The following is a 16,082-nucleotide window of genomic DNA, read 5'->3' on the forward strand; positions in this document are numbered from 1 at the left end:
CTTCAGGTCCGCCGAGAAAATATTATGAAATTACGCAAGAAGGGCTTGATGTCCTTGCAAGATTGGATGTTACCTGGAATGAATTGGTGTTTGCTGTAAACACATCATTGGTGGGTAGAAACGATGATTCAACTAAACCAGTTAAAGACAATAGCGATGAATAAGACAATAATTATCAACATAAATAGCATCGTCTTTCATATTGAGGAAGATGCTTATGAAGTACTGCGGTCGTACATGATTGATATACAGAGGCATTTTGGTCAATCCGAAGACAGCCGTGAGATTTTGCAGGATATTGAGAACCGTATTTCTGAGATGTTTACAGAAAAGATCCAGGCGGGAAGTAAAGAAGTGCTCAATATGGAAGATGTAAATGCAGTTATTGATCAAATGGGGAGGGTTAGTGACTTTGAGTCGGAAGACCAGGATGACTATAGCTCCTTTCGCCATGAAACGAATACCAATGGTTTTAAGGTCGGTAAGAAATTAATGCGGGATCCCGACGATCGCGTTTTCAGTGGCGTCTGTAGTGGTCTTGGCCATTTCTTTGGGATTGAAGCCAAATGGGTCAGATTACTTTTTGCACTTTTTGTCATAATCGGTGGATCGGGGCTATTGGTTTATGTGATACTTTGGATTGTGATGCCGCCGGCTATCACTAGGGCAGATAAAATGGAAATGCGTGGTGAGGCGCCTAATATCCAAAATTTCAAGCGTTCTTTTGATGAAGAAATGAGTGGTGTGAAGGATACATTTTCGCGGGGCATGGACCGCACAGGTGATGGTGTAGCGAAATTGCTGCAAATCATTGTCAAAGTGATCGGAGTATTTTTTGTTATTGTCGTCGGGTTAATGCTTATAGGCTTGATTATTGGCCTGATTTTCTTTGCCTTGGCCATCGTGAATGTTATTCCGGATGTGATGGACGATTCCGGACCATTTTATCTGATGAATCCTAGTGAGGTCCCTTTTGCACTGATAGCTGGCTTTTTATCTGTATTTATTCCTTTTGCCGGTTTGTTTTACTTACTTCTTCGGGTGCTATTTGAGAAGAAGCCAATGAGTAATTATCTGACAACGACACTGTTTGTTGTGTGGTTACTGTCTGTCGGAGCACTTATTTATTACTCAACTTCGGTAGCGAAAGAATTTAGAGAATCGAGCACGATCGTGGAAGAAAAACCGCTACAAAAGCAGGCTGTATATTATCTGAAGGAAAATGATGTGCGGGTAATCCGTCTGAAAAATGGTGTTAAGAGCAGTATGGGATTAAAAAGCGAAAATCTTTCCTCGCATCTGAAACGCAATATCCGGATCCGCATAGAACGTATCGACTCTTTGCAGGCGCCTTATGTACGTTATGAATATTCTGCAAAAGGCAGCACCTATAAGATGGCCACAGATAGAGCTGCAAAAATTAACTATGCATTGACACAGGATTCGAGTTCACTGGTCTTTGATAATGCTTTTCAATTGACCGAAGGTGAGCGTTATCGGGATCAGGAAGTAAATATTACCTTGTTCTTGCCGGTGGGTACAAAATTGGTCATCAACGATAGGCTAGAGGATAAATTAAGGGATATTTCCTTTTATGAGTGCCGTGACCGTTATAACGAGGATGTAAAGGACGTCGAGTTTGTCGTGACTTCACTTGGATTAAAATGCGTACTCCTTCCGAAAATATCAAATGATGATGATGAAGAAGATGCCGATAGTAACGGGATCGTAGTCACTGATACTTCGATTGTCATTCGTCGGGATACGATCATCAATGTAAAAAAGGATGGGATCACCATTCAGAAAAAATAGCATGCAATACTAACCTTGTCTTCCGTCCATCTTGGGCGGAAGACAAATGATTTAAGCCAATACAATTATGAAACTATCATGTGGTTAAGCGGCCCTGTGAAACCATGGACATACCACATAGAAGCGTCATAGCCTTTAAAAAGATTATCCTAATGAAAAAGTGTTTTTACTTTCTACTCTTAAATTTTTTAATTGTTTCCTTTGTCCAAGCTCAAGTGAAGGTTTCGGGAAAGGTGCATACGACGAATAATATACCTTTACCCTTAGCAACCGCATACCTGATGAAAGCTAACTCTGCTATTGTCCTAAAAGCCGTTGTGACCAATGAAGCTGGAGAATACCAATTTTTGGATGTGGGCCCAGGAAGCTACCTTGTTGAAGCGAAGATGGTGGGGTATACCTCAAACCGAAGTGGGCCTTTTGATATTAATAAGTCCGACCATTCGCTTGCAGTAATTCATTTGGATGCTGATAACAGAAAATTGCAAGAAGTTACAGTTGAAGGTAGGCGCCCGATGGTTGAAAGTAAACCGGGTAAGCTGATTCTAAACGTAGAAAATTCGCCCCTAGCAGCGGGTAACAATGCTTTGGATATCGTACAGCGGGCACCGGGTGTTAGTCTGGATAACAATAATAATTTACAGTTGATGGGGCAATCAGGTGTAGCGGTTACGATTGATGGACGGCAAACCTATATGTCCGGTGAACAGCTGTTGAATTTCTTAAAAAGTACAGACGGCAATCAAATTAAATCCGTAGAAGTGATTACGAGCAGATCGGCAAAAGATGATGCAGAAGGAGCTGTCGGCACGATCAATATTGTCCTTAAAAAGAATCGAATGGAGGGATTTAACGGGAGCTTCAATCTCACGGCAGGACGAGGGGAAAAGTTTAGGGGAAACAGCTCTTTATCACTAAATTACAAAAAGAACAATACAACGTTATTCGGATCCTATGCCTATTCTGATGAAAAATTTGATCGAAAGCTTTATTTGGATCGTGTTATTCAGAATGACGGTAAAAAGAAATATTTCGAACAAAAGTCAACATTGAATGAAGAAGAACGCAATCATTCTTACCGTTTTGGTGTCGAACAAAAAACATCGTCAAGAAATACGTTGACTGTGCAATTCAACGGTTCCAATAATACCGAATATAATGATAATAACAGTAGAACCAATATTGGAAAAGCTGTATCTATTTATGACACGATATTAATCTCGTCATCTACTTTCAAAGAATTATTCAACCGTTATTCTGCTAATCTAAACAATGAGTTCAGGATAGACTCCAATGGGCGGAAGCTCACCGTTGATTTGGATTGGAGCAAATTCAAGAGTAGCAAAGGGGTAGACTATCGCAATCAATATTTTAATCCCGGTATGAAACCGATTGCACCACTAGAGTTGGAGCGCAGCGGTATGCCGATCGGGATTGATATTTACGTAGCAAAACTAGATTATGAGCATCCGTTATCTAAAAATTCAAAGCTTGAAATGGGGACAAAATATTCGAATGTCAAATCTGACAACGATTTGTTATTTGAGATATTCGAAAATAACCTGTGGACAAACGATGTTACACGGACCAATCATTTTGTATATAAAGAACAGATAGCGGCAGGTTATCTGGATTATAATAATACCGTTGGAAAATGGTCACTAAAGGCAGGGTTAAGAGGAGAATATACTTTTTCGGATGGTAATTCCTTGACGATGAGTAAACGTGTGAAGCGTAGTTATTTTGAACTCTTTCCCAATGCTAACCTGACGTATTCATTAAATGAGAACCATATTTTGTCGTTAGGCTATACACGAAAAGTAACCCGTCCAAATTATAGACAATTGAATCCATTTGACTACTATATTGACAAATTAACGTTTGAGCGCGGAAACCCTTATCTGAATCCCCAATTTTCCAATGAATTTACATTGAGTTATACGCTCTTGCAGCGTTATAATGTAACACTAGGTGTCAACAATGTCAGAGATGCGATTGTAGAAAGTATGGGGCAAGATTCGGTAAAGGGTACAACCTGGGTAATCCGAGAGAATTTGGGTAAGAACTTAACTTCTTATGTCAATCTCAATATTCCGGTTACGGTGTCTAAGGTTTGGAGCATGAATAACAATATGACAGGTATATACTTTGATTTTGATGGCATGATTGCTGGTCTTCCGGTTAAAAGGAAATCATTTCTTTTGCAAGCGATGTCCATGCATACGCTCAAATTGAGCAAGAGTCTTTCCACAAATGTCAATCTGCGCTATTTCTCTCCTTTTAAATATAATGTATATGACCTAGAAAGCAGATGGGATATGGAGCTAGGTGCTACCAAAACATTTAAGGATCAGCGCAGCTCATTGAAGTTGGCCGTAAGTGATGTGTTCAATACGGGAAATCAAAATCTCACCACCAATTTTGGTCCCTTTGATTCGAGCATCAGGCAGTATCAGGATCGCAGGGTGATAAGATTGACTTATTCGTACAAATTTGGAAATTTGAAAAATAATTATCGTAAGAAAGATACAAGTAACGAAGAGAAGGAACGGGCTCAATAAGAAAATTACGGTTGATATTAGACTAACGCCTGGGGAAATTTTCCCTAGGCGTTAGTCTGGGATGTTTTAATTGCTTTTTATGAGTTGTGTAGGGAGTATCCGTGTCTCAAAGTCAGTGATCGGATAGGTTGATTCGATCAGTTTGATTAATAATTCGGTGGCAATTTTTCCCATTTCGAAAGCAGGTTGTCTGATCACAGTGATATTGGCCGAGAATAATTCTACAACATTCGAATTTGTAAATCCAGCAATAGCAACATGCTTCAGATCTTCTATGTTTCTTTTTTTTACTACATGTAAATAACCTGTCGTCAGCTTGTCTCCGGAGATAAAGATCGCATCAAAGCCTACGAGAATAAGTTCTTCGATCGATTTTTCAATCTCATCTAAGTGTAGACCACCGTATTGACAATATTTAACCAAATTAGGATCAAAATCAATATGGTTGGCCATCAAAGCTTTTTTGTAACCTTCCAATCTATCCTTTGTGATGGAAAGTGATTTGGAATTGGTTAAGTGGGCTACACGCTTTTTTCCGAGCTTTATGAGATGTTGCGTAGCATCGTAAGCACCCTGTTGATTGTTTACAATGACTTTATGTGTATCAAATTGTTGTGGGATCCGATCAAAAAAGACGATGGGAAATCCCCGCTCTTTCAACTTATGGAGATACGAAATATCTTCCGTTTCCGAAGATAATGCAATCAGCAATCCGTCAATAGATCTGGAAGTGAGGTATTCAACATTTAAACGCTCTCTTTCCGAAGACTCATGCGTCTGCGAAATAATGATTTGAAAATTTTTATCATAGGCAATGGATTCCACTCCATTTATGACCTGAGAAAAGAAATTATTGGCGATTTCACTTACAATGATACCAATGGAATGACTTCGACGCTCTTTTAGGCTTCTCGCAATGGGGTTAGCTCGATAGTTTATTTTTTCCGCATATTCCAATACAATCTTTTTCGTCTCAGGGCTTATTTCATAACTATCTCTAAGAGCTCTAGAAATCGTTGAAGTCGATAAGTTGAGGGCTTTAGCAATGTCTTTGATCGTATAGTTTTCGAATTTCATAACTGGCAAAATAGAATATAATATTAGCTAAAAAAAACTACAAAACCTAATTTTCTGATTGTTGTAACGTTGCCGGTAACGTTTGCGTAATTTTTTATAGCATGTCGATAGCTAAAATGAAATATACTTTGTAAACTTGATTATATGATAACCAATTAAATGCGGTAAGCGTATTGCATATGAAGTTTGGTCAATATAAATGACAGTTAAAAAATAGGAAAAGAACCTTTTGACATAATGACATTCTAAATTGAATACGAATTAATAGTGAATAACTGGAGGTATAGCGCCAGATTTGGTATTTATGGCGCTTTATTTTTATAGCTGTTAAGCTTCTTATAGTGGTCTCAGATTTAGCAGCCCGTTAACAGAATAAAAATTATAGTATGAAAAGATCTATTTTGATATCATGTATCGTAATTCTGGCGATCCTATCCGCATTTAAAGCTAAGGATCCCACGACAATCTATATTATCGGAGACTCTACAGCTGCTAATAAGCAAGAAAGAGTGTTCCCCGAGACCGGATGGGGAATGGCTTTTGCTGAATTATTGAGTGGCGAAGTAAGAGTAGAAAATAAAGCCCTAAATGGTAGGAGCTCTAAATCTTTTAAACAGGATATCGGGAAAAATATGGATACTGTTAACCACTGGCAGCCTATTTTTGACAATCTGAAGCCTGGCGATTATGTGTTAATACAATTTGGTCATAATGACGAAAAAATTGATAAGCCAAATGTGGGAACTTCTCTATCTGAATTTGAACATAATTTAGTTTTTTATATAGATCAAGCAAGAGAAAAGGGCGCAATTCCAGTTTTACTTACGCCTATTGCTCGCCGTAAATTCGAGCATGGAAAGCTGGTCCCGACGCATGGAAACTATCCTATGATAACAAAAAAAGTAGCGGCGGATAAACAGGTACCTTGCATTGACATGGAAGATAAAACAACAAAACTTCTAACATCTTATGGTGATGAAAAGAGTAAACATTTGTTCCTATATGTGGAAAAAGGAGATAAGAATTATCCAAATGGCAAACAAGATAACACACACCTGAATACTTTTGGAGCAATGGAAGTTGCTAAAATGGTTGTTGAGGGGATTCGCGATTTGAAGCTACCTATTTGAAAAAAAATGTAATAGCGGAGTGATTCAGCAAATGCATAAAAAAGCGNNACATTGGTTGTTGGGTTAATCCCAACAACCAATGTCGCTTTTTTTAACGAATAATACGAGTTAGAAAATGTATTTTGTACTTAAGAAGTTGGATTCATTTTCGCTAACGATCTCATTCAGCAATTTTTTGTTTTCTTCTGTGAACTTGGCCGCAACCAAAGAACGGATGGAGAACGAGCGCAATGCATCTACAACAGATAATGTTCCTTCGGCACTGTCTTTTCTTCCTGTGAAAGGAAATGTATCCGGACCGCGTTGACATTGACAATTGATATTGACACGGCTTACCTGATTCACCAATGGATCAATCAGAGAAGAGACTACAGCAGCATTATTACTGAAAATACTGACCTGTTGCCCATGTGATGAACCAATTAAATATTCGATTGGCTCTTCGAGATCGTCAAAAGGAACTACGGGGATAACTGGCCCAAATTGTTCTTCTCTGTAAAGTTTCATTTGAGAATTGACCGGATAAACTATCGCTGGATAGAAGAACGATTCAGCTACCTGGCCACCATTTTCATTGATTACTTTTGCGCCATAGGCTTTTGCGTCCTCTATACATTCTGTCAAATAAGCCGGCTTATTAACTTCAGGAAGAGGGGTTAAAGACACTCCTTTTTCCCAAGGCATTCCATATTTCAATTTCGCAACTTCCGCTGAAAGACGTTTTAAGAATTCTTGTGCTAAACTGCGGTGTACATAAACAATTTTTAATGCGGTACAACGCTGTCCATTGAATGAAAGGGAGCCCAATACAGTTTCGGAGACAGCTAGATTTAAATCTGCGTCCTTTGTAATGATCGCTGCATTTTTGGCGTCGAGTCCAAGGATTGCACGAAGTCTGTTGACTTTTGGATGAAGTTTTTTAAGCTCATCAGCAACACGGCTGGAACCGATCAACGTCAAGACGTTAATCTTTCCTGATTGCATCAAACTTGGGACAATCTTATTTCCACGGCCATAAATGGTATTGACAACACCTTTAGGAAAGCTTGTTTTAAAAGCTTCTAATAACGGATAGTGTAATAAAGTCCCGTGTTTAGGTGGTTTGAATAACATTGTATTTCCCATGATCAATGCTGGAATCAGGGTAGTAAATGTTTCATTCAAAGGATAGTTGAAAGGTCCCATACAAAGGACCACACCCAATGGGGATCTTCTGATCTGGGCAATGATACCTTGTTCGATTTGAAAACGAGAAGAATCACGGTCTATATCTTTCAATGCATCGATCGTTGCATAGATGTATTCTACGGTACGATCAAACTCTTTTACAGAGTCAGCATAGGATTTGCCAATTTCCCACATAATAAGCTTGACTACAATGTCCTTCTTTGCAATCATCTTTTGTGTGAAATTTTCAACACAAGTAATACGATCGGCAACACTCATTGTTGGCCATTCTCCACGCCCATTGTCGTATGCTTTTACAGCTGCTTCTAGGGCTTCCATGGACTCTTTTTCAGTACAAACAGGGAAACTACCGATACGTTTACGTTTCAAGCCATCCTTGGTCTTCACACAAATTGGTGAAAAAACTTCGTTTACTTGACCCGTCCAAGAAATCATTTCTCCATTGGAAAGGAACTCTCTTTGATCGACCTGTTCGTCCAGTGTAAATTCTGCGGGAATGTCTTTCTCCTCGTAGAAGATACCTTCTAAGTTTAAGCTCATTGTTTTTAAAAATGGTTTAGATTGATATTTATAAAGATATTGCTAATATAATATAAATTTCGCAATATTTGTTAATTTTTTATTAAAATAAGTTTAGGTACTAAGCTTTTCATTACAACCCATGCAATTAGGTAGGCTATGGCGCAAAAAGAAAAGATAATAAAATATCCCGCTTCCTCCCCTTTAAAGCCCATAAAAGTCATCTGAGTTTCTTTTGCATAATCAAACAATACACCCGAAGTTTTATTGATAATAAATGCGCCGACACCGCCGGCAAGTCCACCGATTCCTGTAACAGTTGCTATGGAACGTTTTGGAAAAGAATCGCCAATTGTTGAGAAGATGTTAGCTGACCAAGATTGGTGCGCTGCCCCGGCAAAACCAATTAAGATAACAGGAATCCAGTAGGAGATGTGTCCCAACGGTTGGGCAAACAGCACCACAAGGGGCACAAAAGCAAATAGCAGCATGGCTTTCATACGTCCTTCATAGGCATTCATACCTTTTTTTTCTACAAAATAAGTGGGTAGCCAACCGCCATATATAGAAAGCATAGTGATCGCATAGAGTACAAAAATAGCCAACTGTCCTTCGGTATCTGATGATTTTATATTATATACTGCGGAAAGGTAGGCTGGCATCCAGAACAAGAAAAACCACCAAACACCATCTGTCATAAATTTACCAAAGACAAATGCCCAGGTTTGTTTGTACTTCAAACATTCTGAAATAGTTGTTCTTGGCAGTTTTGTATCTCCGCTATTTGCCGGCTGCTCTTCGTGGTCATCTTGGTTGATATAGGCCAATTCCGCAGCATTTACTTTTGGGTTTTCGTGCGGCTTTTTATAGAGAAAGATCCAAAATCCCATCCAGACAAAACCTAAAGCTCCGATAATGATAAACGACATTTCCCAGCCCCATTGAGCAGCGATAACGGGAATACTCAACGGTGCAGCCAAAGCGCCTATTGTCGCGCCCGAATTGAAGATACTGGTAGACAATGCGCGGTCTTTCTTTGGAAAATATTCTGCTGTAGCTTTGATTGCCGCCGGAAAATTGCCCGCTTCACCTACAGCTAGTACAAATCGCGCAAATATAAATAAGTTGACACTGACACTGATTACCAAACCCACGTTGTTGACATGAGAAATAGCTTCTTTTGCTCCTTCAAATCCAACAAACCATTCGCCAGCCACGATCCCTGAAGTCGCTATACCACAAAATGCATGTAATATGGCTCCAATGGACCAGATTCCTATCGCCCACAGAAATCCTTTTTTTGTGTCCATCCAATCCACAAAGCGTCCTGCAAAGAGCATGCTGACGGCATAAAAAATGGAAAACAAGGCCGTGATATTGCCGTAGTCTGTATTAGTCCAATGAAATTCTGGACTGATGAAATCTTTCCAGGTCAATGACAACACTTGGCGGTCTAGATAGTTTATCGTAGTAGCAAAAAATAGCAGGGAGCATATTACCCAACGGTAATTACCCTTTTTCTCCGTATTCATCATAATGGGTTTTATAGTTTATTTATTATTTATCGTGCTTTCGAGACAAATTCAAGTGCCTTTTTGGTGTTCTCAAATAAATTGCTTGTATCTTTCGGGTCAATAAGTTTGCTGCCCATCCCGACGGCACATACCCCAGATTTGAACCAGGCTTTTAAATTTTCCATCTCGATTTCTACACCCCCGGTAGGCATAAATTTCTGACCTTTAAAAAGATCGCGTATAGAAGACATAAAAGCTGGACCAAGGATATTTGCCGGAAACAATTTAATAAGTGCAGCCTGCTGTTGTTGTGCAGCATATATTTCTGTAGGAGTCATGCAACCCGGAATCCATAGCTTGTGCTGTTCGTGCACTAAAGATCCGACCAACGGATTCACCAAGGGTGAGACAATAAAGTCTGCACCTACTTGTAGAAATTGTTGAGCCTCCTCGACAGATTTAATTGTGCCAATACCCAGGTAAAGGTCTGGCATTTCAAGATTTTTAACAGTTACCAAACGCTCAAATACATCAAGTGCTTCAGGCCCTCGATTGGTAAACTCAAAGACACGTATACCTGCACGGTATAATGTACGCAAAATGTCGATACTTTCTTCCTTATCGTGATGGAAGAAAAGAGGAAGTGTCCCCTGTTCAATGATTTTCTCTAGTACTATCTCTTTCAAATTCATGCTATCATTCTTTTTTTTATATCTTCCACTGTGCTTGTGGTGGCATCGCTGGCAATAAATAGTTTGTCAAAAGCAGCGAGTGTTGCAAATTCTAAGGTTTCCTTTGGCGATAGGTTGGAGTATAAGCCATAAATCAGTCCCGCCATAAAGCAATCACCACTGCCTACTTTATCCAAAATTTCTTCGGCAACGTATTCCGTTGATTTGATCAAACTATCTTTATCGAATAAGGTTGTGTAATACTTTATTCCTTTGTCTTGATGGTCAAAACGGAATGTATTGGCGACATATTGACAAAGCGGATTGGTGGCGATGATCTCTCGACTTGTTTGATCTGCCTGCACCTGTAGATCTTCTTCTTTATATCCAGAAGAATGAGTTAGAAAGCGTTCATCCAACTGTGTGCCCAGCATTTGATGTGCTGCCCAGATATTACCCATGATTAAATTGCAGTGTTTGGCAATTTCGGGCATGATCTCTTTTGGGGCCTTGCCATACTTCCAGAGCTTGGAGCGGTAGTTAAGATCCAAGGATACGAAAATGCTCTTTTCCTGCGCCTTTTTTACTGCTTCTAGGCAGAGATTTGCTATATCCTGGCTAATTGCGGGGCAGATGGCAGAAAAATGAAACCATTTGACGTCCAAAAATGCCGCATCCCAGTCTATACTGCCTACCTTAAGGTTTGCAAATGCGGAATTGGCACGATCATAGATCACGCCTGCATTTTTAAGGTCTTTTCCTTTAGGAAGATAATAGATCCCCAAACGATCACCTGTCCATCGCATGGCAGACGTATCAATATTCCTCCGCTGTAGATAATGATCGATGCCCTCGCAAATGGCATTTTGTGGAATGGCAGATAAATAAGATGAAGGTACATTCCACAGCGCCAAGGCGGTGGCCACATTTAATTCTGCCCCACCGATATAGAAGGGTAATTGATGCTGTTCAATCCAATCCTGTTCGATGTCGGGACAGATCCGCAACAACAATTCTCCAAAGCTTAAAACTTTACCCTGCATATTTATTAAAATTCAAAGTATTCTTTTGCATTATTATAGCTGATATCCTGTATGATTTTTCCCACCCATTCGATATCGTTCGGTATTTCACCTTTCTCAATGTCTTGTCCAAAAATGTCACATAGCAACCTTCTAAAATATTCATGTCTCGGAAAAGAAAGAAAACTTCTCGAATCGGTCAACATACCTACAAGACGGCTTAATAAACCCATATTTGATAGTGTATTGATCTGTTTTGTCATTCCATCTTTTTGGTCTAAAAACCACCAAGCGGAGCCAAACTGAATTTTTCCCTTTATAGAACCGTCATTGAAATTCCCGATCATTGTAGCAATAAGCTCATTATCTGCTGGATTGAGATTATACAAGATTGTCTTGGTTAGCTTATCTTGATTGTCTAATTTATTTAAAAATTTTGACAATGCGCGCGCCTGGCTAAAATCTCCGATCGAATCCCAACCTGTATCCGGACCGATCAAACGATGCATACGCGCATTATTATTGCGTAGGGCGCCCAAATGATACTGTTGTACCCAGCCTTTTTCGTGATCCCATTCTGCGAAATAAACTAACATGGCTGATTTGAACTTTATATTTTCAGCAGAAGATATTTCTTTCTTGCTTCGAATTTTGTCAAATATAGCTGTGATTTCCTGTTCGGTATAATCCTCGGCATAGATTTGCTCCAGACCGTGATCGGATACCTTACAGCCATTGGCAGCGAAAAAGTCATGCCTAGCTTTCAATGCTTTCAGGTAGTCTCCCAAATTACCAATGTGGCTATTGCTGACCTCCTCTAGCTTGTCAATATATTGATTCAGTGCTGGTATATCATCGGAGTTCATGGCTTTATCCGGACGAAATGCCGGAAGCATCTTGAACGATTCATTTTCCTTTGCAAATTGCTGATGAAATTCTAAGCTATCAATAGGGTCATCAGTTGTACAAACGACCTCGACATTCATCATTTTTAACAACCCGCGTACTGAATGTGTATCCTGTTGCAGTTGAGCGCTTGCGTCAGCATATATTTTCGATGCAGTTTTTGGAGATAGCAAATCTGTTATACCGAAGTATCTTTGCAATTCCAGATGAGTCCAGTGATGTAATGGATTACGTAATGTATAGGGGACTGTTTCAGCCCATTTAATGAATTTTTCTTCATCTGACGCATCGCCTGTGATATATCGTTCATTGATGCCGTTGGTGCGCATTGCTCGCCATTTGTAATGATCACCATAAAGCCAAACCTGACTGATATTTTCAAACTTGGCGTTGTTTGCGATCTGCTCAGGAATCAAGTGATTATGATAATCAATAATGGGCAGGTGTTTTGAATAATTGTGGAACAGCGCTACTGCTGTTTCTGTGTTCAATAAAAAATTGTCGTCTAAAAAAGCTTTCATACTATATACTATTTATAAACTCACACCCCTTTTCCATGGTATGAAGTCATCTTGGTTTAGTTGAACAGCCTTGGGAGTTATTTCGCCACTGGCTGCTTTGATACAATACTCTAATATATCTTCACCCATTTCTTGGATAGATTTATCTCCGTCGATAATGGGACCTGTGTTGATATCGATAATGTCGGCCATTTTGTTTGCTAAAACATTATTTGTAGCAACTTTTATAACTGGGCATATTGGGTTTCCGGTAGGCGTTCCCAGTCCAGTTGTGAATAAAATTAAGGTAGCGCCGGCCGCGGCTTTCCCTGTAGTGGCTTCGACATCATTGCCTGGTGTACAAACGAGGTTGAGACCTGCTTTTGTTGCTTCCTCGGTATAATCCAAGACATCTACAACTGGTGATGTACCTCCTTTTTTTGCGGCTCCATTGCTTTTGATTGCGTCTGTAATGAGTCCATCGCGGATATTTCCAGGCGATGGATTCATATAAAATCCAGAACCCACAGCTTCTGCGGCATTGCTATATGCTGTCATTAGATCAATGAATTTGTTGGCAGCATTTGGATCCAGGGTACGGTCTATTAAATTCTGTTCCGCTCCACATAGTTCTGGAAATTCCGCTAGGAGAACCTTACCCCCCAATGCAACCAAAAGGTCTGCCGTATAACCAACCGCAGGATTAGCAGATATTCCGCTAAATCCATCGCTGCCACCACATTTGACGCCCAAAGTCAATTTGCTTAAGGGTACGGGTTGTCTGGCAAATTTATTGATTTCGGTCAAACCAATGAAAGTCTGCAAGATAGCCTCTTTGATCAATTGCTCCTCGCTCTTTGATTGCTGTTGTTCAAAGAGGTACAGTGGTTTATCAAAGTTGGGGTTACGAAGCTTGATATCGTTAATTAGGTCATTTAGCTGTAGGTTTTGGCAACCTAGACTTAGCACAGTAACACCCGCAACATTGGGATGATCAGCATACGCAGCCAATAATTTACTTAATATCGCTGCGTCCTGGCGGATGCCCCCGCAGCCTCCCTGATGATTTAAAAACTTAATGCCATCAACATGCTCAAAAGTACGATTCGCTTGATCAGAAACATTATTTAATTTCTCCAATGAGGATATATCCAATGCTTCGCCCTTTTCGTACGCTTTCAATAGCTGATGCGTGAAACTCTTATATTTTCCGGTAACCGAGTAGCCAAGTTCATTATAAAGTGCTTCTTTGATAACATCTAAATTTCTGTTCTCGCAGAATACTGTCGGGATGAAAAGCCAGTAGTTAGCTGTACCGACTCGACCATCTTCCCTCACATAACCATTAAAGGTCCGGCCTTCAAATCGTGAAATATCAGGTTTTTCCCAATGATAATGCGAAGGTCTAAAATGATAAGGTTCAACTGCATGTTTCGTGTTGTCAGTATTCATGATACTTCCCTGTGGAATATCAAATTGTGCTTTCCCCACAAGTACGCCATACATATAAATCTCGTCGCCAAAGTGCATTTCTTGCATAAAAAATTTGTGCTTGGCTGGAATATCCTCCTGTAGGATGTAATGTATGCCTTCAAACGATATTGCATCGCCTTTTTTGAGGTCTTGCAAGGCAACCAACACATTATCTTTCGGGTGAATCTTTAATACTTTACTTTTCATACTCCAACGTTTTTAGGGCATTGATGGCTCCATCATGCATGATTAATTCTAATTTTTGGGCTACAGCTTCTTTGAAATTAGGATATTTTGTTAAATCTTTTCCCCATAGATCGGCGTTTGACAAGACCTTTACTACGGTATGTTCAGGCGCTTGCCAAGCATCAAATACGAAAGCAGCCGAATCATCTTGCAGCTCAATAGTGTGCCCATTAATTGTTCGGGTATACTGTCCGTTTGTCTTATCTGATTTAAGAAAATAAAGATATGCGGCAAATCCTAGTGCAAAAAGTGCTGGGGCTTCCGTTGTTTTGGAATACCATTTCTCCAAAAGAGGGATATTTCGCATGGCCATTTTGGAACTGTAATTTAAGGCTATAGCTTCCCATTTATGCGCTAAATGGGGGTTAGCGAAACGATCGATCACTTTTGAAGAGAAATCATTGATATCCGTAGCAGAGATTGTGTTACTTAGAATAGATGGCCCAATCTCATCATTCATTAAAAGGCGAACAAATTGATTGAATGCTGAATTTTGCATTGCCTCTTTTACTGTTTTAAATCCTGCCAACAGCGCAATTGCGCAGCTTAACGTATGCGTTCCATTAAGTAATCGAAGTTTGATCTCTTTATACTTTTCGATAGCAGGAACCAATAGAACGTTTGAGTCTGCAGCAGCAAATGAAAGCCGTTGTTTTACGCGCTCAGAAGTGGTTTCAATGGCCCATAAGCGAAATGGCTCAGCCATAATCATCAATTGGTCTTCATAACCTAACAATGCGGTAGTATTTGTATAGTCCGCTGGGGAAAGCGCTCCAGGAACAATCCGATCAACCAAAGTATTGCAAAAATCATTAGCAGAAGCAAGCCATTCTTGAAAGTCTGTTGACAGCTTATTATGTAAGGCGAGATCGAATATAATTTTCTTGAGCTTACTTCCATTATCGGAGATTAGTTCAGTCGGAACAATTGTCAACCCCTTATCCTTATCGCCGTTGAAATGAACAAACCGATGATATAATAGGGCTAAAAGTTTTCCAGGGAAAGAGGCCGGGGGATTATCATCGATAAGGTCATTGCTCATGACGATACCGACTTCAGTCGTATTAGAGAAAACAATCTCAAGCATAGGATTCTCTACGCTTTTCAAGATCTCTTTCCACTGCTGGTTTGCTGTCAGCACACGTGATATACTATTATTAATCTCGTAACTCGATATTTCCTTTCCCTCCTCTAATCCTTTAATAGCTAAGGTGTACAGGTTGTCTTGTTGGGCAAATGCGTCGGTGGCACCCGCACTTGTTGATTTGATAACTACAATTCTTCCCTGAAATAGGTTTTGCTGATTTGCTTTATGAACAAAATAATCCGGGAGCCCGCGAAGTAACACTCCAGTGCCGAACTGAAGTATTTTCTCAGGGTATAGGTAAGAGGCCGCTGTCGGTTTGTTGACAAGATCAGCGGTAATCGTTTGTAATGTATTTCTTGTTAGCAGCATCTGATTG

11 protein-coding genes are annotated in these 16,082 nt (G+C 39.8%); 3 read left to right on the top strand and 8 right to left on the bottom strand.

All coding sequences use genetic code 11. The annotated features are described in order from the left end of the window. The first annotated feature begins 156 nt into the window (after positions 1 to 156). Both B4A24_RS19180 and B4A24_RS19185 read left to right on the top strand, forming a co-directional pair. Complete coding sequence (locus B4A24_RS19180) at positions 157 to 1,812, top strand: PspC domain-containing protein (protein WP_293946602.1); 1,656 nt, start codon at positions 157 to 159, stop codon at positions 1,810 to 1,812. Between the two features lie 152 nt (positions 1,813 to 1,964). Further along, a complete protein-coding gene (locus tag B4A24_RS19185; RefSeq protein ID WP_293946603.1) occupies positions 1,965 to 4,373 on the top strand; it encodes an outer membrane beta-barrel family protein in 2,409 nt (802 codons plus the stop codon). A 66-nt stretch (positions 4,374 to 4,439) separates the two neighbouring features. Here the strand turns inward: B4A24_RS19185 and B4A24_RS19190 are convergent, their stop codons facing one another. Then, a complete protein-coding gene (locus B4A24_RS19190) occupies positions 4,440 to 5,450 on the bottom strand; it encodes a LacI family DNA-binding transcriptional regulator (RefSeq protein ID WP_293946604.1) in 1,011 nt (336 codons plus the stop codon). Positions 5,451 to 5,836: 386 nt separating this feature from the next. Between B4A24_RS19190 and B4A24_RS19195 the strand changes: the two genes are divergently transcribed. Then, entirely contained in the window at positions 5,837 to 6,580 is a 744-nt protein-coding gene (locus B4A24_RS19195) for a rhamnogalacturonan acetylesterase (RefSeq protein ID WP_293946605.1), read from the top strand. A gap of 108 nt (positions 6,581 to 6,688) precedes the next feature. Here B4A24_RS19195 and B4A24_RS19200 read toward each other — a convergent pair whose 3' ends face one another. From B4A24_RS19200 to B4A24_RS19230, 7 genes are all read right to left on the bottom strand, one after another. Then, the gene (locus B4A24_RS19200) at positions 6,689 to 8,308 is read right to left on the bottom strand and encodes an NADP-dependent glyceraldehyde-3-phosphate dehydrogenase (protein WP_172395974.1); all 1,620 of its coding nucleotides are present in this window, start codon (positions 8,306 to 8,308) and stop codon (positions 6,689 to 6,691) included. A 71-nt stretch (positions 8,309 to 8,379) separates the two neighbouring features. Next, complete coding sequence (locus B4A24_RS19205) at positions 8,380 to 9,819, bottom strand: MFS transporter (RefSeq protein WP_293946606.1); 1,440 nt, start codon at positions 9,817 to 9,819, stop codon at positions 8,380 to 8,382. Between the two features lie 29 nt (positions 9,820 to 9,848). Beyond that, positions 9,849 to 10,493, bottom strand: a complete 645-nt coding sequence (locus B4A24_RS19210; RefSeq protein WP_293946607.1) for a bifunctional 4-hydroxy-2-oxoglutarate aldolase/2-dehydro-3-deoxy-phosphogluconate aldolase — start codon at positions 10,491 to 10,493, stop codon at positions 9,849 to 9,851. After that, the gene (locus tag B4A24_RS19215; protein WP_293946608.1) at positions 10,490 to 11,515 is read right to left on the bottom strand and encodes a sugar kinase; all 1,026 of its coding nucleotides are present in this window, start codon (positions 11,513 to 11,515) and stop codon (positions 10,490 to 10,492) included. Before B4A24_RS19215 ends, B4A24_RS19210 begins: the two co-directional genes overlap by 4 nt. A gap of 5 nt (positions 11,516 to 11,520) precedes the next feature. Beyond that, the gene (uxaC, locus tag B4A24_RS19220) at positions 11,521 to 12,921 is read right to left on the bottom strand and encodes a glucuronate isomerase (protein ID WP_293946609.1); all 1,401 of its coding nucleotides are present in this window, start codon (positions 12,919 to 12,921) and stop codon (positions 11,521 to 11,523) included. 12 nt (positions 12,922 to 12,933) lie between these two features. Next, positions 12,934 to 14,580, bottom strand: coding sequence for a UxaA family hydrolase (locus tag B4A24_RS19225; protein ID WP_293946610.1), 1,647 nt, complete (start codon positions 14,578 to 14,580; stop codon positions 12,934 to 12,936). After that, on the bottom strand, positions 14,570 to 16,075 hold the full coding sequence (locus tag B4A24_RS19230; RefSeq protein ID WP_293946611.1) for a tagaturonate reductase: 1,506 nt from the start codon (positions 16,073 to 16,075) through the stop codon (positions 14,570 to 14,572). Before B4A24_RS19230 ends, B4A24_RS19225 begins: the two co-directional genes overlap by 11 nt. Positions 16,076 to 16,082 lie beyond the last annotated feature (7 nt).

The sequence above is a fragment of the Sphingobacterium sp. UBA7249 genome (assembly GCF_002472835.1).
Classification (GTDB): Bacteria; Bacteroidota; Bacteroidia; order Sphingobacteriales; family Sphingobacteriaceae; genus Sphingobacterium; species Sphingobacterium prati.

Bases quoted from the DNA above. Each gene is read 5' to 3' on its own strand.
- B4A24_RS19225 (WP_293946610.1), bottom strand. From the start codon at position 14,580: ATGAAAAGTAAAGTATTAAAGATTCACCCGAAAGATAATGTGTTGGTT.
- B4A24_RS19215 (WP_293946608.1), bottom strand. From the start codon at position 11,515: ATGCAGGGTAAAGTTTTAAGCTTTGGAGAATTGTTGTTGCGGATCTGT.
- B4A24_RS19185 (WP_293946603.1), top strand. From the start codon at position 1,965: ATGAAAAAGTGTTTTTACTTTCTACTCTTAAATTTTTTAATTGTTTCC.
- B4A24_RS19210 (WP_293946607.1), bottom strand. From the start codon at position 10,493: ATGAATTTGAAAGAGATAGTACTAGAGAAAATCATTGAACAGGGGACA.
- B4A24_RS19190 (WP_293946604.1), bottom strand. From the start codon at position 5,450: ATGAAATTCGAAAACTATACGATCAAAGACATTGCTAAAGCCCTCAAC.
- B4A24_RS19205 (WP_293946606.1), bottom strand. From the start codon at position 9,819: ATGAATACGGAGAAAAAGGGTAATTACCGTTGGGTAATATGCTCCCTG.
- B4A24_RS19180 (WP_293946602.1), top strand. From the start codon at position 157: ATGAATAAGACAATAATTATCAACATAAATAGCATCGTCTTTCATATT.
- B4A24_RS19200 (WP_172395974.1), bottom strand. From the start codon at position 8,308: ATGAGCTTAAACTTAGAAGGTATCTTCTACGAGGAGAAAGACATTCCC.
- B4A24_RS19230 (WP_293946611.1), bottom strand. From the start codon at position 16,075: ATGCTGCTAACAAGAAATACATTACAAACGATTACCGCTGATCTTGTC.
- B4A24_RS19195 (WP_293946605.1), top strand. From the start codon at position 5,837: ATGAAAAGATCTATTTTGATATCATGTATCGTAATTCTGGCGATCCTA.
- uxaC (WP_293946609.1), bottom strand. From the start codon at position 12,921: ATGAAAGCTTTTTTAGACGACAATTTTTTATTGAACACAGAAACAGCA.